Genomic DNA, 18627 nt, shown 5'->3' with positions numbered 1-18627 from the left:
ATAGCCCCTTGAAAAGCAGACAATTCCGTGACCCATCAAATTTGGTGACGCGTGATCGCAAAACTCCTGAATTGACGAACCGCACCTTCCCGGTAATTTTCACACACTCAAAGCGGAGGCCCCATGCCGCAGACGGCACGTCTATTGAACCCGGTTCTGATCGTCGCATGTATCATCATCACGGTCAGCTTTGCCGTGCGCGCGTCATTCGGAGTGTTTCAAATTCCCATCGCAGATGAGTTCGGCTGGCTGCGCTCCGACTTTTCGATGGCAATCGCGATCCAGAATCTGGCCTGGGGTATAGGCCAGCCGATCTTTGCCGCTATCGCCGAAAAGGTCGGAGATCGCCGTGCCATCATTCTGGGCGCTTTGACCTACGCCGCAGGTATGGTGCTGTCGGCCTGGTCGGTCACGCCCTTTGGGCACCAGCTATATGCGTGGCTGGTGGGTTTCGGCATTGCGGGCACCGGGTTCGGTGTGATTTTGGCCGTGGTCGGGCGGGCCTCATCAGATCAAAACCGGTCTATGTCGCTGGCGATTGTCACCGCTGCGGGCAGTTTTGGCCAGGTGATCGGGGCACCCACGGCGGAATGGCTGCTGAGTTTCCTGCCCTGGCAACAGGTCTTTATCATCTTCGCTGTCGCCATTCTGGCGCTGATTCTGACACTTCCGTTCATGCGGGCACCGCAGCAGGTCAGCCGGGCCGAGCTGGAAGAAAGCATGGGACAGATTCTGGGCAAAGCGTTCCGCGACCCGTCTTATGCGCTGATCTTTCTGGGCTTCTTCAGCTGCGGCTATCAGCTTGGCTTCGTCACCGCCCATTTCCCCGCCTTCGTGACCGAGATGTGCGGGCCCATTCAACCCGGCGGGGTGTTGCACTCCATCGGAATCACCACAACCTCTGCCCTTGGGGCGCTTTCGATTTCACTGATCGGCCTGGCCAATATCGGAGGTACCCTGCTGGCGGGCTGGCTGGGCAACCGCTTTCCCAAGAAATACCTGCTTGCAGCGGTTTACACGGGCCGCACTCTGGCCGCAGCGGCGTTCATCGTCTTTCCGATCACGCCGCTTTCGGTCATCGCGTTTTCGCTGGTCATGGGTTCGCTATGGCTGGCCACCGTGCCGCTGACCTCGGGCCTTGTCGCCCATCTCTACGGACTGCGTTACATGGGCACGCTCTACGGGATCATCTTTCTCAGCCACCAAATCGGCAGTTTTCTGGGCGTCTGGCTAGGCGGGCGCATGTATGATCAATACGGCGATTACACCATGGTCTGGTGGATCGGCGTCGCCATCGGCGCATTCAGCGCCATCGTGCATCTGCCGATCCGCGAAAGCCGACCGGCAGTCGCCGCTGCATCCTAACGCAGTTCGGCCTCGGTATTGCCGCCATCCACAGTCATGATGTGGCCGGTGGTGCGTTCCATCTGCGCCAGCGCCACAAAGGCGTCGGCCACATGGGTTGCCTCCACCTCACGCCCCAGCAGGTTGCCCGCCATATAGACCTCTTCGCTCACCCCGCGCGCCTTAGAGCGTTTGGCGATGAAATCATCAGTCAACAGGCCCGACCGGATGCGGTCGGCGTTCACCCCGTTCACCCGAATGCCCATCTCGGCCAGTTCCAGCGTCAGCTGGCGCAGCAGGAACGCCGTCGCCGCCTTGGGCGTGCCATAGGCCCCCATGTTCCGACCCGGATTGACCGCCTGTTTCGAGATGTTGAACAGAACCTGCCCACCCCGGCCCTGGGCCTGCATCACACGGGCGGCTTCAAGGGCAAAGGATTTGTGGGCAAAGAAATTCAACTCGAACGCGGCGCGGAAATCGTCATCCGAAAGGTCCAGCATCGCCCCTCCGGTGGCCGTGCCTGCGTTCGAGACGAGGATATCCAGCCCGCCGAACCGGTGAACGGCAGCTTGCATCGCGGCCTCTGCCGCGCCCTTTTCGGTGATGTCGCAAGCGAATGAGGCATGCCACGGCCCCAGCGCTTTGACCGCCTGTTCCAGCGCCACGGCATCCCGGTCCACCAGCAGAATATTGGCTCCCTTGCTGGCGAATGCTTTGGCAGTCGCCAGCCCGATAGCGCCTGCGCCGCCGGTGATCATCACGACCCGGCCCTGAAAGGCTGGCGGGGTGCTTTTGCCCAGCTTTGCCTGCTCCAGCGACCAGTATTCGCAATCGAACCGGTCCTTTTCCTCCAGCGGATAATACCCGCCCGCATCCTCGCCAACCGCGCGCACCCGCAGGTTCTGCTCGGCCAGATCAGCGGCAATCGAGGCCGCCTTGGCGTTTGGCCCCATACCGACAACACCCACACCTTCGATCCAGGCGTGTTTAGGATCGACCGAGAGGATTTTCTTGGGTTCATCCGCCTGCACTGCTTGCCGGTCGAAATAGGCGCGGTAGGTCTTGGCGAAATCTTCCACCTTCTCCTTGATCCGCGCGCGCCCGCCTGACAGATCCTCGGCCCGCAGCACAAGCGGACACCCCTTGGTACGCAACACATGATCGGGTGAGGCCATGCCGCGCGCCGCCAATGCCTCCACATCCGGGCGGTTGAAGAATTCCAGCACCTGCGGCCCGTTACGAAGATCGAAGACCGGCATTGGGTCGTCGCGATCCGCCGCAATCTCGGCGATGACACCGCGCAGGGTGGGCAGAACGTCCAGCCCTTTGGCGGGTTCGCGCAGGCCCAAGGGCGTCAGGTCCTGCATCCCGAAATAGGCCGCAACCTCGTTGGTATGTGCGACGATCTTGTCATAGCTTTCCTGCGCCGTCGCGCCAAAGGTGAAATGCCCGTGCTGCAACAGCAGCAGCCCCTCGACCTCGGGGTTTTCGTCGAAAACCTCGGCGGCTTTTTTGGCCAGACCAAAGCCCGGCATGATGTAAGGCACGATGCCCAGCCGGTCGCCAAAAATCTCTCGGCAAACCTCGGCGGCATTGGGCAGGTTGGCCAGAACCAGAAACGGGGTGGCGTGGGTGTGGTCCACGTATTTATGCGGCAAAAACGCATGCAGCAGCGTTTCAACCGATGGGTTGGGAGAGCCGGAATCCAGCAAGTTCGCCCGCTGGATGTTGACCATGTCGAAATTCGACAGTCGCTCCAGCGTGCGGAGTTTCATCAGCGGATCAAGCCAGACCCCCGGCAGGCCCGGCGCTTGGATCGTGTCCAGATCCCAGCCCGAGCCCTTCACATGCAAAACCCGCTGCATCTGACCGAACAGGTCCGGCCGCTCCAGCTTGACCGAGGTATTGCCGCCACCATGCATCAGCAGATCGGGGTTCTGCCCGATCAGCCGCGAGGTATAAACACGCTCGCCCAATTCCTGATCGGCGGGGTCAGCGCCCGCATCGCGGCGCCAGTTCTGCGCGTCCTCGGGGACATACCAGTTTTCAATCATCGTCTTCGCCTTTTGAACTCTCGCGACCTATCCCGCGCGGGGCTTAAGAAACCGTTAACCAACCCGGTCCGGGAACAGCGCCGCCAGCCCCTCGGCCGAGGCATCACACACACCACGCTCGGTGATCAGGCCGGTGACCAGCCGGTTGGGGGTGACGTCAAAGGCGGGATTGCCGCCCTCGGTGCCGTCCGGCGTTACCTGCACATCGGCGATTGCACCGGCGTCGCCGACGCCCAGAACATGTGTCACCTCACGCGGGTCGCGCTCTTCGATGGGGATTTCGGCCACACCGTCCCGCACCGTCCAATCGATGGTGGGCGAGGGCAGGGCGACGTAAAACGGCACCCCGTTGTCCCGGGCGGCCAGAGCCTTCAGGTAGGTGCCGATCTTGTTGCACACATCACCCTGCGCAGTGGTCCTGTCGGTGCCGGTGATGACCGCATCAACCAGCCCGTGCTGCATCAGATGCCCCCCCGCATTATCGACGATGTAACGGTTAGGGATGCCATGTTCGCCAAGCTCCCACGAGGTCAGCGCGCCCTGATTGCGGGGGCGGGTTTCATCAACCCAAATCTCGACCGGAATCCCGGCCTCATGCGCATGATACATCGGGCTGGTGGCGGTGCCCCAGTCCACCGTGGCCAGCCATCCGGCGTTGCAATGGGTCAGCAGGCGCACGGGTTCCCCTGCCGGTTTTTCGGCGGCGATCTTGCGGATCAAATCCAGCCCATGACGCCCGATAGAGGCGTTGATCTCAACATCCTCATCAGCAACCTCCTGTGCCAACGCCCAGGCGCGATCCGCGCGATCACTTGGTGACAATGGCATCAGAACGTCGCGACACCGGTCCAGCGCCCATTTCAGGTTTATCGCCGTCGGCCGCGTGGCAATCAGAACCTGATAGGCGTAATCAAACGCGGTGTCCGAACTGTCACGGCTCATCTGCTCGGCCATGCCAAAGGCCGCAGTTGCCCCGATCAGCGGCGCGCCCCGGACCCACATGTCGCGGATCGCGGTTGCGAAGTCTTCGAGGGTTTTCAGGGTCACGATGCGGAACTCATGCGGCAGCCAGCGCTGGTCGATGATCCGCACCTCACCCGCCGGTTTGTCCCACCAGATCGAACGGTAATGTTCGCCCTTCACTTTCATAATGTGATCTCCCAAATCGAATGCGTTGGGTTGATCTTGGCAATGTCGGCGATGATTTTGAAGCCTTATCCGCGTTTTGCCGCCCGCAATTCCCGTTCCAGCGCATCCAGAAACCGCGACCGGTCGGCCTTGCCGAAGGGTTTGCCGCCACCCCCAGCGCCCAAGGGGTTGGCGGCGCGCAGATCGGCCATCAGATCACGCATCGCCAGTTGCTGACCGATATTGGCCGCCGTGAATGCCTCACCATTCGGGCGCAGGACGCGCGCACCGGCCTCGACGCATTTCGCCGCCAGCGGGATGTCCGAAGTCACCACCACGTCGCCCGCACCGCAGCGTTCGGCGATCCACTTATCCGCCTCATCCGCGCCTTCGGCGACGATGACCACCTGTACCAGAGGGTTTGCCGAAGGCCGCAACCCACCATTCGACACCAACGCCATCGGCACCTTGTGCCGGGTCGCTACACGTTCGGCCTCGGGCTTTACCGGGCAGGCATCGCCATCGACATAGAGGGTCGTCACGCGCTTTTTGCCGCTGTTTTGGCGGGTTTCTTCTTCACCTTGAACTCGTCCGGGATCGGCATCCGGTTGAACGCGTCCAGACCGGCGATCTTATAGGCCTCGGCCAGGGTCGGATAGTTGAACGTGTTCTGCACGAAGTAATCCACCGTACCTTTCAGGTTCAGCACCGCCTGCGCGATATGGATCAGCTCGGTCGCGCCTTCGCCGACGATCTGCACCCCCAGAACCCGGCGGGTTTTCAGGGAAAACAGCATCTTCAGCATGCCGTGCTCCAGCCCCATGATATGCCCGCGCGAGGTTTCGCGGAATCGCGCCACGCCGACCTCATAGGGGATGCCGCGCTCCTGCAGTTCTTCCTCGGACATGCCGCAGGTCGAGATTTCGGGGACGGAATAGATCCCATACGGATACCACGGACTTTCCGGCAGGGTGGGGGTTTCCAGCGCGTGACAGGCGGCAACACGACCCTGCTGCAGCGAAGTTGACGCCAGTGAGGGGTGCCCGATCACATCGCCGGTGGCATAGATATGCGGCACCGAGGTCTGATAGGTCTTGCGATCCACGCTGATCCGGTTGCGGTGGTCGGTTTCGATCCCGACCGCCTCCAGGTTCAGCGCAGCGGTGGCGCCCATACGACCGGCCGCGAACAGCAGCATTTCGGCCCGCACGTGACGCCCGTTGTCCAGTGTGACCTCGACATGTGCGCCCGCGTCCTCGATTTTTTCAACAGCCGCGCCGAGGCGCAGATCGACCCCGTTTTCGCGGATCTGATGAGTGAAATCGTGGATCAGCGTCTTATCGATGAAATCCAGAAAGCTGTCGCGCGGTTCGATCAGCGTCACCCGCACATCCAGTGCTGCGAACATCGTGGCATATTCCACCCCGATCACCCCGGCCCCAATCACACAAAGCGAGCGGGGGATTTCCTCCATCTCAAGGAAGTCGTCGCCATCGACGACCGTCTTGCCATTGAAGGGCACGTAATCGGGCCGGTAGGTGCGGGTGCCGGTGGCAATCAGGAATTTGGCGGCGGTCAGGCGGGTGGTCTCGCCCGCATCGGTCGCGACCTCAACCTCATGCGGGCCAAGGAACCGGGCGAGGCCGTTCATCGTCTCGACATGGTTGCGGTTGAACTGGTGTTCCAGCACATCAACCTCGTGATCCAGCGTCATGTGCAGGCGCGCTTTCAGGTCCTCGGCCCGGATCTGATCCTTGACCCGGTAGGAGCGCCCGTAAAAACTGCGTTCACGCCAGCCCGACAGGTTCAGCACGGTTTCGCGCAGGGTTTTCGACGGGATCGTGCCGGTATGCACCGACACCCCGCCAAACCGGTCCTTGCGGTCGATGACCAGCACCCGGCGCTGCAGCTTGCCCGCCTGTATCGCCGCCGACCGCCCCGAAGGACCCGAGCCGATGATGATCAGGTCATAATCATATGTGCTCATGCATCAGTCTCCGTACAGCGCCTCGGCGTGGAAGGTCACGTGATCCTCCATGAAGGTGGACACGAAATAGTAGGAGTGATCATAGCCCGGTTGCATCCGGTAAATGGCCTGTTGACGACGTTCGGCAATCGCCTGCGCCAGGGCTTCGGGCTGCAACAGGTCGATGAACTGATCGTCGGTGCCGGTGTCGATCAGGATCGGACCGTCAAAGCCCTTTTCCTTCATCAGCAAAGTGGAATCGTGCTTGGCCCATGTGGCCTCATCACCGCCCAGATAGGCGCCTAGCTGCTTGCGGCCCCAATCGGTTTGCGTCGGGTTGGAAATCGGCGCGAAGGCCGACACCGAGCGGAACCGACCCGGCAGGTTCATCGCCAATGTCAGCGCGCCGTGGCCGCCCATGGAATGGCCGGTGATGGCCTGACGATCCGCGTCGATGGCAAAGTTTTCAGCCAGCAGGGCGGGCAGTTCCTCGGCCACGTAATTCCACATCTGGAAATGCGGCGCCCAGGGGTCTTGGGTGGCATTGACGTAGAACCCCGCGCCCTGACCCAGATCGTAATCGTCGTGATCGGCCACGCCTTCGCCGCGCGGTGAGGTGTCGGGGAAGACCAGCGCGATGCCCTGTTCGGCGGCCCAGCTTTGCGCGCCCGCCTTGGTCATGGCGTTTTCATGGGTGCAGGTCAGGCCAGAGAGGTACCACAGGACCGGCACCGGACCGTCTTTGGCCTCGGCCGGCAGAAACAGGCCAAAGGTCATATCGCAGTTACAGGCCGAGGATTTGTGGCGATACACGCCCTGCACGCCGCCAAAACAGGCATTTTCCGAAAGGGTTTCCATCTGGCTTTATCCTTGCAATGGGTTTCAGCCATGGCTAACGGCCCACAGCCCGGACGTAAAGTCCGGGCGCCTCCGGCGGGAGTATTTTTCGAAAAGGTGAAGATCAGGGCGCGCCGACCCAGCCGATGAACAGCGGCACGGTCAGGATGCTGGCCATGGTCGACAGCAGGATCGCCGCCGAGGCGCGTTGCGGCGCGACGCCATAATGGGCGGCCAGCATATAGACGTTGCCTGCCACTGGCAGCGCAGCGGCCGCGATGACAACGGCGGCAGGAAAGGTGGCGATTGGCATCAGCCACAGCACCATCACCGCAACGCATAGGGGATGGATGACCAGCTTGCATAGGCTCAGCCACCCAGCAACCTGCACCCGTTCCGCCGATTTCCCCGCCAGTGAGGCACCGATGGCGAACAAAGCGCCGGGCGTGGCTGCGCCGCCCAGAATGGTCAGGAAATCGCCCAGCGGCGCAGGCACTGGTATGCGCAGGGCGGACCAGATCAACCCGGCCGAGATCGACAGGATCATCGGGTTCTTCAGCAATCCGATCCCGATCTGGCGCAAGGTTCCAAGGCTGAGCCGCCCTTCCCGACCTCCATTGATCAGGATCACGATCAGCGAAGAGAACACCACAAGATCCACCGTCAGGACCAGCATCACCGGACCGATGGCGGCCTCGGAAAACAAAAGCGCCAGCATTGGCAGGCCCAGAAATCCCACATTGCCGATGGCGGCGCATTGGGCCTCGACCGCCGCAGTCGGAATGTCGAGCCCGCGCAGATAGGCCACCAGCGTCGCCAATGCGTAGACGCCAGCAGTGCCGATCAGATAGCCGATCATCAGCCGTCCGTTGAAGATTGCATCAAAGGGCAGGGTGGCCGCAAAGCGAAACAGCATCGCGGACAGGGCAAAGAAGAATACGAATTTGGTCAGATAGGCCGTCGCTTCGGGTGGGAAAAACCGACTGCGCCCGGCACCGTATCCCAGGCCGATGATTGCGAAAAAGGGCAGGGTGCGCAGAAAGATCTCGACCATGGTCCATGTCGTAGCACGGATTGCCTTCGCTGCAAGGTTTGGCAGAGGGTGAGATTCAACCACAACGGACAAGTTCTTTGACGAACACCGGATTGTCACCGGCTTTCCCATGTGCGAATCGTTGAAACTGAACCAAGCGGTTTATAAATTCGATGCATAGCCCAAGCCAGGAGACGACATGACCCAAGCCGACACCATTCTGCGCACTGGCCGAAAATTCGATCAGGTCCTGCGCGGCGCCCGAGAGGTGTTCATGGCGGATGGGTTCGAAGGCGCAAGTGTCGATGACATCGCCCGCGCCGCAGCTGTGTCCAAGGCAACCCTGTACAGTTATTTCCCCGATAAACGCCTGCTGTTCATAGAGGTGGCGCAAACCGAATGCAGCCGCATGGCGGACCGGGTGATTTCAATGATTGATGAAACCAAACCGGCGCGAGAGGTTCTGACCATCGCAGCGACGCAGCTTGCCGCTTTTCTGGTTTCGGATTTCGCACAGCAGGTCTTTCGCATCTGCGTGGCCGAGCGCGACCGGTTTCCCGAACTGGGTCATGCGTTCTATCAATCCGGCCCCAAGAACGGTCAGTGCCACATGGCGGCTTATCTGGAAAAAGCCGTCGCCAAGGGGGAGCTGGCTATTGACGACGTCGATATCGCCGCCGCGCAGCTGTCCGAGCTGTGCAAGGTCCGCATCTGGAACCGCGCGGCCTTTGGCATTCAGACCAGTTTTACCCAGGAAGAGATTGACGAGGTCGCCCAACAGGCCGTCGACATGTTCATGGCGCGCTATGGGGTTTGATGCGACTGGAATTTGTGGTGCGGGTGGAGGGACTTGAACCCCCACGCCTTGCGGCGCCAGAACCTAAATCTGGTGCGTCTACCAATTTCGCCACACCCGCAACCTGATGCCTCTGCATCGGAATGTCGCGGTCAATAACAAAGCTTGTCTTCGAGTGCGAGAGGGAAATGCAGTTTGCCTCAAAGAATGTTGTCGTGATCCCTGACAGCTGGTGACGCCAGTTCAATCCTCAAGCGCCGCATCGGGGGGCATCGGACGCATTCCAAAACGTATCCAAATCAAATGTTGAGCAATGCGGTGCATCGGGTTGCTCGGGCTCGGCAGCCATAGCAAACGCGCGCGTTTCAACAAATGTACCAGAAAATCTGACAGGTCGGTGCCGCGCGCAGGTTCAAAACCCGCGCGCGGCAAAAGGGGTCAGTTCTGGAACTGACCGGCCCAGCGGCGCACGTTGAAGATGTCGAAATAGATCGACATCAGCGCCGGGAAGATCAGCGTGACCATGACCACCGAGGCCAGCAGACCGAAGGCCACCGAGATTGCCATGGGCACCAGCGTCTGCACCTGCGGGCTGCTGTCGGCCATGATCGGCACCAGCCCTGCGAAGGTCGTCATCGAAGACAGCAGGATCGGCCGGAACCGCTCGCGCACCGCGTTCAGGGCGGCGGTTTCGTAGTTGTCCCCGTCAAGATGACTTTCAAAGAAGGTCATGAACAGGATCGCGTTGTTGACCACGATTCCGGCTAGCGAAGCAAAACCGATCAGCGAGGGCATCGAGATATCGACCCCCAATCCCCAATGCGCCAAAATCGTGCCGATCAGCGCAAACGGGACGGATGTGATGATCACGACGGGCAGCGTATAGGACCGGAACTGGAACGCCAGGATCATGTAGACCCCGATCAGCCCCAGCATCATCAACGTTGCAAGGGATGAAATGGATTCGTTCTGTTCCGCCGTCGCCCCGGCGATGCCGATCTCAAGCCCGGGATATTTCGTCCGCAGCTCTGGCCCCAGTTCATCTGTCACGACCTTCGAGATCGCGGACGAGGTGGTGGCGCTGCGGTCGATCTGGCCCTGAATGCGGGCCAGCGCCTGACCGTCCTTGCGGGTGATCGTCGGATAGCCGCGCGCCAGCGTCAGATCGGCGATCCGGGCCAGCGCCACCTGCTTGCCGTCGCCGACCGAGATGGGGAATTGCTCGATATCCGTCAGACTGCTGAGCGTGCGGTCCAGCTTGACCCGCACCGTCTGATCGGATTGCAGGGCGCGGAAACTGTCGGTCTCGATCCCTTCGAAAGCGGTGCGCAGCTGGTTGGCCAGCACCTCGGGCGTCAGGCCGACGGAATAGCCATAGGTGTTGAGAGCCAGTTGCACCTCTTGCCGACCGCCATAGAAATCCTGATGGGCCTCGACCACGTCTTCGCGTTGCAGCAGGGCGCGCTGCAGGTCTTCGGACGCGGCCTCCAGTTCCTCAAGATCATAGCTGGTCAGTTCCACATCCAGATCGAACCCGGCAGGGCCAAGATCGGATTGGGCAAAGCTGGCCTGCACCATGTCCGGCAGGGGCGGCGCGGCGTTGCGCCAGGCCAGCAGCACGTCATCGGCCTTGATATTGCGCAACGAGCTTTCCAGCAAATCAACGGTGATGGTGGCGGTATTGGCGCCATTGTCGTTGACCTCGGAGTTTACCCCGTATTCGACCAGCACCCGTTTCACCAGCGGCGCAGCGCCTTGGGTATTGGGGCTGTGTTCGGCGTTGACCACATCCAGCGCGGCCACCAATTGATCAACCGTTTCGATGGTCCGTTCGCGTGCGATGCCCGAGGTCAGCGACAGCCGAGCCACGACGGTATCGCTTTCGGTTGCCGGAAAGCCGATCACCTTGACGGTACCCGATGCAACCAGACCGATGGTCAGGATGAACACGCCCACGACCGACCCCGCCGTCAGATAGCGCCAGCGCACAAGACGGCTCGCCACCGGCAGAACCACGCCTTCCTTCAGCGCCTCCAACCAGCGGGCGGCGCGGCGGTTCTTGTGTTCACCGGGCGTGGTGCCCGCGTGGCTGAGGTGATGCGGCAGGATCAGGAAGCCTTCGACCAGCGACAGGGCTAGCGTGATCAGCAGCACAATCGGGATATAGCGCAGAACCTGCCCCATCTGTCCGGCCACAAACATCAGCGGACCAAAGACGCAGGCGGTGGTCAGGAAAGAGGACAGAACCCCGGGCATCACCTCCATCGTGCCCTTGACGGCGGCCTCGACCGGGCCGGTACGGCGGCGCCATTTGTCGATGTTTTCCGCGATGACGATGGAATCGTCCATGATCAGGCCAACAGCCATCAGCAGGCCGACCAGCGTGATCATGTTGATGGTGACGCCGGTCACACTCATCACGAACAGGGTGCCGAGGAACGACACCGGCAGGGCGACCGAGATCCACAGCGCCTCGCGCAGCGAAAAGAACAGCCACATGGTGCCAAAGACCAGCACCAGCCCCATGGCGATATTGCTGAGGATCAGTTGCAGCCGTTCGGCGACCAGTTCGGTGGTGTTGTTGATCACTTCGATACGGAACGGCGCGGGATAGCGGGCCTGTTCGGCCGTCAGCACCATGTTGACCGCCTCAAACACCCGGATGCTGTCATCCGCCTTGGCCTTCGAGATCGAGATGATCGCCGCCTGCTGACCGTTGAGGAAGGATTCAGTGTTTTCATCCTTGTCGACCGGGCGCACCTGACCCAGATCGCGCAGCCGGACAACCGCGCCATTGTCGTTTTGCAGGATGATCAGGTCTTCCAGGTCGGCGATCGAGCGGCGCACATCGGTATAGCGCAGCACATAGCTGCTTTCGTTCAGATCAACCTCGCCCAAAGGTTGCGTCAGGCTGCGGGCGCTGATGGCGTCGGCAATGTCGCGGCTGGACAGGCCAAAACGATAAAGCGCATCCTGATCGAACGTGACCTGCAATTCGCGGTCGGTCACGCCCGAGACGCTGGCCTCGGCCACCCCGTCGACTGCCAGCAGCTTATCGGCAAGCACGTCGGCATATTCGATCAGACCCTGCTTGCCATTGACGCCGGTGATCGCGACCAGCGCGACCAGATCGTTGCGGGCGAGGATCTCGACCGCCGGGGATTCGGCATCGCTGGGGAAATCGTTGACGCCCGAGACGGCAGACAGGATGTCGTTAAAGAACTGGCCGATATCGCCGCCTTCGGTCAATTCCGCCGTGGCCGAACCGCGCCCGTCGATGGAAAGACATTCCAGCTTGACCAGCCCGGGAATGCCCGCCAGCGATTTTTCCAGCGGGTTGCAGATCTGTTCATCCACATCCCGCGCCGAGGCACCGGGATAGGACACCGAAACCCCCACGCGCGAGGCGGTGAATTCGGGAAAGGTTTCGCGTTTGATATCGGACAGGACAACAGCGCCGAGGATGCACATCAGCACCATCAACAGGTTGGCCGCCACCGGATGGCGGATGAAATACGAGATCATCTCAGTTGACCTCCACGCCTGCGGAAACCGGAACCGAGGTCAGTTTCAGCCCGATGATTGGCGGGCGGGGTGATCCCAGCACCAGCTGCACGCCCGGTTCAAGGCCAGACCGGATGAAGACATCGTTTTCCACCACATGGCTGATGTCGATCTCGCGCTGATCCAGCCGTGTATCGGCATCCACCACATAGACAAAGGGCGCGCCGGTATCGGAATACTGCACCGCGTTGCGGGGAACAGCGATGCCGGGCGTGTCGGACTGATGGCTGAACGTGACCTTGACGAAGGTGCCTACCAGCAGCGGCGGGCGGCGCAGGCGGGGGTTGCTGGCAAAGGGATCATCAACCCGCACGATCAGTCCCATGGCGCCGGTTTCGCTGTCCATGGCCCCCCGCAGGCGGACAATTTGACCATCCCATGGGGCCACACCCGGATCGCTGCCGATCAGGCTGACCTGCGCGGTAATCCCGCTGTCCAGAAACAAATCCACCAGCTCATCGACCGAGGGTTGATCTTCGGCGCCAAGCTGCCCTGCCATTGCCGAGATAAGCAGCGGGCGGAAATCCTCGGGCTGCAATTCGGTCAGGATTTCAGCGGCTTCCTGACCTTCCAGCGTCAACAGGCTGTCGCCGACACGGACGAACTGGTCGGCCTCGACATTCATCTCGGAAATGCGCCCGGTATAGGGCGCGCGGATGACCGCCTTTTCGATGGCGCGCTCGGCCTCGGCCAGTTCGGCCTGACGCACGGCCAGATTTGCCTCTTCTGCGTTACGCTGGGCCGGGAACAGGTCCAGTGTGTTCTGCAGATCCAGCACGGATACCCTTTGGGCCAGAAATGTCTTTTCGGCGGTATCCAGCGACGCCTGCGTGCTTGATCCCCGCTCGACCAGTGCTTTGTTGCGGTTCAGTTCGGCCTCGGCCACCTCAAGGATGCGCTGTTCGACCTCGAGCAGGGCGGCGGTGTTTTCCGCGCGGCGGTCCAGTTCCAGCAGAGTGGCGCGGGCCGCTTCGATGTTCGACAGGGATTTCTGGCGGGCGATCTCGTAATCGGTCAGGTCGATTTCGACCAGAACGTCACCGGCACGGACGATGCTGCCCTCGGCCAGACCCGGTGCCAGTTTCAGAATACGGCCTTCGACCTCGGAAATCGCACTCCAGTTGCGGGCCGCCTCGACCCGGCCATAGCCGGTGGCGATCACCGGCAGGGTCTGCGCCTGCACGTCCAGCACCCGCACCGGCACGGTGGGCTCCTCCGCCTTCAGCGGGGTTTCGGTTTCGCCGGATGTCATGAAGACAAACCCGGCAATCGCAAGTGCAATGGGTGGCAGAACAAGAAGGGGGCGGAAGTTCATGGAAGGGGGTCCAGTGGTCAGGGGGATAAGGGGGTACAGTGTCGCCGAAATTGGCGGGTCCGGTGCAATTCAGCCGGAACGGGTCGAAAAATGCTGAGTGGTCATGCAGGTGTTTCCTCGGGTGGTCCCGTTGAAACGGGTGGTCGGGGCAATTCCGTCGCGGTCCTTTCGCATTTTCTGACCCGGCGCAACCGATTTCCAATGGGTCGCCGCGTTCGGCGGATTTCCACCAACGGGGACGCAAGGCGCTGTTACGCCTTGCGAATGCCCGCTGTTTTCAGCCCGGCGCGTCAGGAGATGAGGTAATTGGGCGTTGACCGCGATATCGCAATTTCCTCGTCGGTCATCTCAACCGCGATATCGTCAAACAAAGGCGTGCTCAGATAGCGTTCGCCGGTATCGGGCAACATGCACAGCACGGCCGATCCGGGTTCGGCATTTTCAGCGATGTCCAAGGCCACGGCGAAGGTTGAGCCGCCGGAAATTCCGGTCAGAATCCCCTCGTGCCGGGCCAGTTGTTTCGCCTGTTCCACCCCGGTCGGGCCGGGTACCGGGATCAGCCTGTCGAAATAGGCGTTGTCGACGGCTTCCTGCAAAACCCACGGGATGAAATCCGGGGTCCAGCCCTGAATCGGATGCGGTTCAAAGGCCGGGTGGCTGGCCGAGGGGCTGTTGTCGTCACCGCGCTCGGTGGCGATGCCGCTGCCGACCAGTTGCGCATTGGCGGGTTCGGACAGGATGATCCTTGTGTCGGGGCGTTCGTTTCGCAGGACCCGCGCAACGCCCGTGACGGTTCCGCCGGTGCCATAGCCCGTCACAAAGTAGTCCAGCCGTGTGTCTTTGAAATCGCCCAGAATTTCCTGCGCGGTTGTTGCGGCGTGGATTTCGGCGTTGGCCTGGGTTTCGAATTGACGCGCCAGAAACCAGCCATGTTCCCGGGCCAGTTCAACCGCCTTGCGATACATGCCAAAACCTTTCTCGGCCTTGGGTGTCAGAATGACCTTGGCCCCCATCATGCGCATCAATTGTCGACGTTCGGTTGAAAAGCTTTCAGCCATCGTGACCACCAGCGGATAGCCCTTTTGCGCGCAGACCATGGCCAGACCGATCCCGGTATTGCCGCTTGTGGCTTCGACAATGGTCTGGCCGGGCTGCAATGCCCCGCTGCGTTCGGCGGCTTCGATGATGTTGACCGCAAGGCGGTCCTTGACCGACCCGGCGGGATTGAACGCTTCGAACTTTACGAACAGATCGACGTTCTTCGGCCCCAGATTGTTGATGCGGATGGTCGGCGTGTTCCCGATCGTGTCCAGCACGCTGTCAAAGATACGGCCATTGCCCGATGTGGTTCTGAGTTTTGCGTCGGTCATTGCGGGTCCTCATATGATTGTACGAACACATGGGTTCGGATTTTAGCATATGTCGGATGGGTCGGCTGCTTTGACAATGGCCGAGGATGCGGTTCCGGGGCCAATCGCCCGGCGTCTCACGTGTAATTCTTGTTCCGGGACATCTTGCCGATGCCGGGATTCATGCTGTTTGTCGGGTCCACCGACTTGTAGAACGCGGCCAGATCGGGTTTGGCGGCATACAGGTGGCCGACATTGTGCTCGGCGGGGTATTCGGCACCACGGCGATCCAGAATCTCCAGCATCGCGGCCTTCAGTGCCTTGGGGTCGGCCCCCTTTTTCACGATGTAATCCTGATGCAGCACATGGCACATGAAATGCCCGTAATAGAGCTTGCTGACCAGTTGATCCGACAGCTCGGGGGGCAGTTCCTCGAACCAGTTCACATCGTTGCGGCGCAGGGCGATGTCCAGCGCGATGATGTCTTCGACCTCATGCGCGTGGACCTTCATGTAGCGGATCGCGGCCCCGGCGGCGGCAAAGCGGTGCAGGGCGGCGATCTTGGCCTCGCGAGCATCGCATTCGAAAAAGTCCAGCTTTTCGTCGGCCACCATGTCGGTCAGCAAGGTGTGCGCCTCGGCAATGCCACCATCGCGCATTTTCAGGATCAGGTGATGCGGGAAACGGGCTCGATAGGCTCGCATGCGGCGGGGCAGGATATCGGGCCAGAACCGCATGGCAAACTGCATGAACCGGTCGGTGAAATTGGCCAGCCCGGGCACGCCTTCCAACCGCGCATCCACCGCGCCTTTCAGCGCAAAGAAGCTGGGCAGCTGGTCGGTGCCCAACTTGTCGATCATCACCATCGTGTCCTTGCCATAGCGGTCGGAGATGTCGAACACGTCCTGATGCATGTATTCGGCACTGACCGGCAGGGTCTGGAACTCTGACAGGATGCGACGGCGCAGCTCAGTCAGTGCGGCGGTGTCCTGCGCGCCGATATAGAAGGTGCGTTCGCTGTCATTCTTGGGATACGTGTCCAGCCGGACCGCAAAAACCGCCAGTTTTCCTGCACAGCCTGCGGCCTCATACAGACGGGATTTGTCGGCATTAAAGCGGGCCGGGGTGTCGGCATCCACATTGCGCACCCGGCGGGCATAATCGGTGTCGGATGCCTTGCGGTTGTCGGTTTCGATATCCGCAGCGCTGAAGTCGCCAGCCTGCAGGCGGGTCAGAATCTCTTCGGGCGTGTCACCCAGATGGATACCCAGATGATTGACCAGCTCCAGCGCGCCCTCCTGCGTGATGCGCGCATAAAGCGACAGCTCGGTATAGGACGGACCGCGTTCAACCAGCGACCCGCCCGAGTTGTTGCACACCCCGCCCACGACCGAGGCCCCGATGCACGAAGAGCCGATCACCGAATGCGGCTGGCGTCCAATCGGGTCCAGCAACTTTTCCAACGCAAACAGAGTGCTGCCCGGAAAGCTGATCACCTGCTTGCCTTCATTGATCAGGTGCAGATCGTCCATCTTCCGCGTGTTGATCAACACCACATCGCGGTCATAGCTGCCCTTGGGCGTCGAGCCTTCGGTCAGGCCGGTATTGGCGGCCTGCATGATGACGATCTTGTCGGCCTCGACGCAGGCCTGAAGCACCTGCCATTGTTCCAGCAGCGTGGCGGGTTGCACCACCGCCAGCGCCTCGCCTTCGCCCGACCGGAACCCGCGGCGAAAGCGGCGGGTGCTGCGGGCCGAGGTCAGCACCCGCCGCCGTCCGCAAATGGCCTGAAGACGCTTGATCAGCTCGGCATCGGTCATCCCACAGCCCCCCGTTAATACGCGACCGAGGGCAGCCACGTGGCCAGTTGCGGCCAGAGGAAGACAAAGAACAGACCGGTCAGCTGCAGGATCACGAACGGGATGATCCCTTTGTAGATATCGGTCAGCTTGATCTCAGGCGGGCAGACCCCTTTGAGGTAGAATAGCGCAAACCCCACGGGCGGTGTCAGGAACGAGGTCTGAAGGGTCACCGCTACAAGGATCACGAACCACACCAGCGCCGGTTCGTCGATGACGCCAAAGCCGTCGATATCCAGCCCCAGCCCGTTCACGATGGGGCGCATCAGAGGCAGGACGATCAGCGTGATCTCAATCCAGTCCAACACAAAGCCCAGCAGGAAGACGATGAACAGGATCATGAAGACGGTGCCATTGGGGCCAAGCCCGGTGCCATGGATCATATCCTCGATCAGCGCATCCCCGCCCAGTTCGCGCAGGACATAAGAGAACACGGTCGCACCCAGGAAGATCGCAAAGATATAGGCGGTGGTGTTGAAGGTGGCTTTCAGCACGTTGATCAACTTGGCCAAAGTCAGCTTGCGATATCCCAGGGCCAGCAGGGTCGCGCCCAATGCGCCCACGCCCGAGGCTTCGGTCGGCGTGGTTAGCCCTGCAAAGATCGACCCCAACACGGCGAGGATCAGCGCCAGCGTTGGCAGCACCGCAATCAGCACGTCCTTGACCGCCGCCCAGTCGGGACGTTTGGCGTCTGCGGGCACCGGGGCCACGTCGCGTTTGATCAGGGCGATCACGAAGATATAGGTCAGATACAGCGCGCCGATGATCACACCCGGGAACACGGCGGCCATGAACAGGTCGCCCACCGACAGGGCCATCTGATCGGCCATGATCACCAGCATGATCGACGGCGGGATCAGGATACCCAGGGTTCCCGAGGCGCTGACAACGCCAGCAGCCAGCGAGGGGCTGTATTTCTGCTCCATCATCGAGGGCAGCGATAGCACACCCAGCAGCACCACAGACGCGCCGATGATCCCGGTCGAGGCAGCCAGAATGATGCCGATCATCGTCACCGTGATCGCCAGCCCGCCGCGCACCGTGCCGAACAGGCGCTGCATCGAGGACATCAGACGCTCGGCCACACCGGATTCGTCCAGCATCAGGCCCATGAAGATGAACATCGGCAACGCGACCAGAACCGCGTTCGACATGGTGGCATAGACCCGGTTCACCACCGCGCCCAGCGTCAGGTAATCCAGCCCGGTCAGCGTTTCCTCAAGCCCGGTCCAGTTCATCATGCCGTTGTCGAACAGATAGGCGAGCCCGCAATAGGCCACGCCCACCCCGGCCAGCGTCCACGCGACGGGGAAGCCGGTGAACAGCAACGCGATGAAGGTCAGGAACATGGCGATGACCAGCTTTTCCTCGGTCGTTTCGAC

Annotated in this window: 13 protein-coding genes and 1 tRNA gene; 2 read left to right on the top strand and 12 right to left on the bottom strand. The window is 61.3% G+C overall.

From position 1 onward, the window contains the following. Nucleotides 1-123: 123 nt before the first annotated feature. Nucleotides 124-1365: an MFS transporter gene (locus MPJ51_RS02495; protein ID WP_298381407.1), complete on the top strand. Its 1242-nt coding sequence runs from the start codon at nucleotides 124-126 to the stop codon at nucleotides 1363-1365. On the opposite strand, the gene MPJ51_RS02490 is transcribed toward MPJ51_RS02495, so the two are convergent. The 6 genes from MPJ51_RS02490 to MPJ51_RS02465 all read right to left on the bottom strand — a co-directional run bounded on the left by MPJ51_RS02490 (nucleotide 1362) and on the right by MPJ51_RS02465 (nucleotide 8383). Beyond that, nucleotides 1362-3398, bottom strand: a complete 2037-nt coding sequence (locus MPJ51_RS02490) for a bifunctional aldolase/short-chain dehydrogenase (protein ID WP_298381406.1) — start codon at nucleotides 3396-3398, stop codon at nucleotides 1362-1364. The genes MPJ51_RS02495 and MPJ51_RS02490 overlap by 4 nt on opposite strands. Before the next feature lie 54 nt (nucleotides 3399-3452). After that, the gene (gene mtnA / locus MPJ51_RS02485) at nucleotides 3453-4547 is read right to left on the bottom strand and encodes an S-methyl-5-thioribose-1-phosphate isomerase (protein WP_298381404.1); all 1095 of its coding nucleotides are present in this window, start codon (nucleotides 4545-4547) and stop codon (nucleotides 3453-3455) included. A gap of 65 nt (nucleotides 4548-4612) precedes the next feature. Then, nucleotides 4613-5068 carry a YaiI/YqxD family protein gene (locus MPJ51_RS02480; protein WP_298381403.1) on the bottom strand — a complete coding sequence of 152 codons (456 nt, stop codon included), beginning with the start codon at nucleotides 5066-5068 and terminating at the stop codon, nucleotides 4613-4615. After that, nucleotides 5065-6513 carry a Si-specific NAD(P)(+) transhydrogenase gene (gene sthA, locus MPJ51_RS02475; RefSeq protein ID WP_298381402.1) on the bottom strand — a complete coding sequence of 483 codons (1449 nt, stop codon included), beginning with the start codon at nucleotides 6511-6513 and terminating at the stop codon, nucleotides 5065-5067. Before sthA ends, MPJ51_RS02480 begins: the two co-directional genes overlap by 4 nt. Before the next feature lie 3 nt (nucleotides 6514-6516). Then, complete coding sequence (gene fghA / locus MPJ51_RS02470; RefSeq protein ID WP_298381401.1) at nucleotides 6517-7350, bottom strand: S-formylglutathione hydrolase; 834 nt, start codon at nucleotides 7348-7350, stop codon at nucleotides 6517-6519. Nucleotides 7351-7453: 103 nt separating this feature from the next. Continuing rightward, nucleotides 7454-8383, bottom strand: coding sequence for an AEC family transporter (locus MPJ51_RS02465; RefSeq protein ID WP_298381400.1), 930 nt, complete (start codon nucleotides 8381-8383; stop codon nucleotides 7454-7456). Nucleotides 8384-8561: 178 nt separating this feature from the next. Here MPJ51_RS02465 and MPJ51_RS02460 point away from each other — a divergent pair, with 178 nt between their 5' ends. Beyond that, nucleotides 8562-9179, top strand: a complete 618-nt coding sequence (locus tag MPJ51_RS02460; protein ID WP_298381399.1) for a TetR/AcrR family transcriptional regulator — start codon at nucleotides 8562-8564, stop codon at nucleotides 9177-9179. A gap of 15 nt (nucleotides 9180-9194) precedes the next feature. Here the strand turns inward: MPJ51_RS02460 and MPJ51_RS02455 are convergent. The 6 genes from MPJ51_RS02455 to MPJ51_RS02430 all read right to left on the bottom strand — a co-directional run bounded on the left by MPJ51_RS02455 (nucleotide 9195) and on the right by MPJ51_RS02430 (nucleotide 18594). Continuing rightward, nucleotides 9195-9279, bottom strand: a tRNA-Leu gene (locus tag MPJ51_RS02455). 317 nt (nucleotides 9280-9596) lie between these two features. Next, nucleotides 9597-12683 carry an efflux RND transporter permease subunit gene (locus tag MPJ51_RS02450; RefSeq protein ID WP_298381398.1) on the bottom strand — a complete coding sequence of 1029 codons (3087 nt, stop codon included), beginning with the start codon at nucleotides 12681-12683 and terminating at the stop codon, nucleotides 9597-9599. A 1-nt stretch (nucleotide 12684) separates the two neighbouring features. Further along, on the bottom strand, nucleotides 12685-14037 hold the full coding sequence (locus MPJ51_RS02445) for an efflux RND transporter periplasmic adaptor subunit (RefSeq protein ID WP_298381397.1): 1353 nt from the start codon (nucleotides 14035-14037) through the stop codon (nucleotides 12685-12687). A 290-nt stretch (nucleotides 14038-14327) separates the two neighbouring features. Continuing rightward, the gene (locus MPJ51_RS02440; protein ID WP_298381396.1) at nucleotides 14328-15407 is read right to left on the bottom strand and encodes a pyridoxal-phosphate dependent enzyme; all 1080 of its coding nucleotides are present in this window, start codon (nucleotides 15405-15407) and stop codon (nucleotides 14328-14330) included. A gap of 116 nt (nucleotides 15408-15523) precedes the next feature. Continuing rightward, nucleotides 15524-17206 (bottom strand): D-lactate dehydrogenase, encoded by a 1683-nt coding sequence (gene dld / locus MPJ51_RS02435; protein ID WP_298381395.1) that lies wholly within the window; start codon nucleotides 17204-17206, stop codon nucleotides 15524-15526. 14 nt (nucleotides 17207-17220) lie between these two features. Further along, on the bottom strand, nucleotides 17221-18594 hold the full coding sequence (locus MPJ51_RS02430) for a TRAP transporter large permease subunit (RefSeq protein ID WP_298381476.1): 1374 nt from the start codon (nucleotides 18592-18594) through the stop codon (nucleotides 17221-17223). Nucleotides 18595-18627: the final 33 nt, after the last annotated feature.

The organism is Ruegeria sp., from assembly GCF_028066395.1.
GTDB lineage: Bacteria > Pseudomonadota > Alphaproteobacteria > Rhodobacterales > Rhodobacteraceae > Ruegeria.
This window is presented reverse-complemented; position numbering and strand designations above follow the sequence as displayed.

Coding starts and splice junctions, on each gene's coding strand:
- MPJ51_RS02495 (WP_298381407.1), top strand. CDS start 124: ATGCCGCAGACGGCACGTCTATTGAACCCGGTTCTGATCGTCGCATGT.
- MPJ51_RS02490 (WP_298381406.1), bottom strand. CDS start 3,398: ATGATTGAAAACTGGTATGTCCCCGAGGACGCGCAGAACTGGCGCCGC.
- mtnA (WP_298381404.1), bottom strand. CDS start 4,547: ATGAAAGTGAAGGGCGAACATTACCGTTCGATCTGGTGGGACAAACCG.
- sthA (WP_298381402.1), bottom strand. CDS start 6,513: ATGAGCACATATGATTATGACCTGATCATCATCGGCTCGGGTCCTTCG.
- fghA (WP_298381401.1), bottom strand. CDS start 7,350: ATGGAAACCCTTTCGGAAAATGCCTGTTTTGGCGGCGTGCAGGGCGTG.
- MPJ51_RS02465 (WP_298381400.1), bottom strand. CDS start 8,383: ATGGTCGAGATCTTTCTGCGCACCCTGCCCTTTTTCGCAATCATCGGC.
- MPJ51_RS02460 (WP_298381399.1), top strand. CDS start 8,562: ATGACCCAAGCCGACACCATTCTGCGCACTGGCCGAAAATTCGATCAG.
- MPJ51_RS02450 (WP_298381398.1), bottom strand. CDS start 12,683: ATGATCTCGTATTTCATCCGCCATCCGGTGGCGGCCAACCTGTTGATG.
- MPJ51_RS02445 (WP_298381397.1), bottom strand. CDS start 14,037: ATGAACTTCCGCCCCCTTCTTGTTCTGCCACCCATTGCACTTGCGATT.
- MPJ51_RS02440 (WP_298381396.1), bottom strand. CDS start 15,407: ATGACCGACGCAAAACTCAGAACCACATCGGGCAATGGCCGTATCTTT.
- dld (WP_298381395.1), bottom strand. CDS start 17,206: ATGACCGATGCCGAGCTGATCAAGCGTCTTCAGGCCATTTGCGGACGG.
- MPJ51_RS02430 (WP_298381476.1), bottom strand. CDS start 18,594: ATGTTCCTGACCTTCATCGCGTTGCTGTTCACCGGCTTCCCCGTCGCG.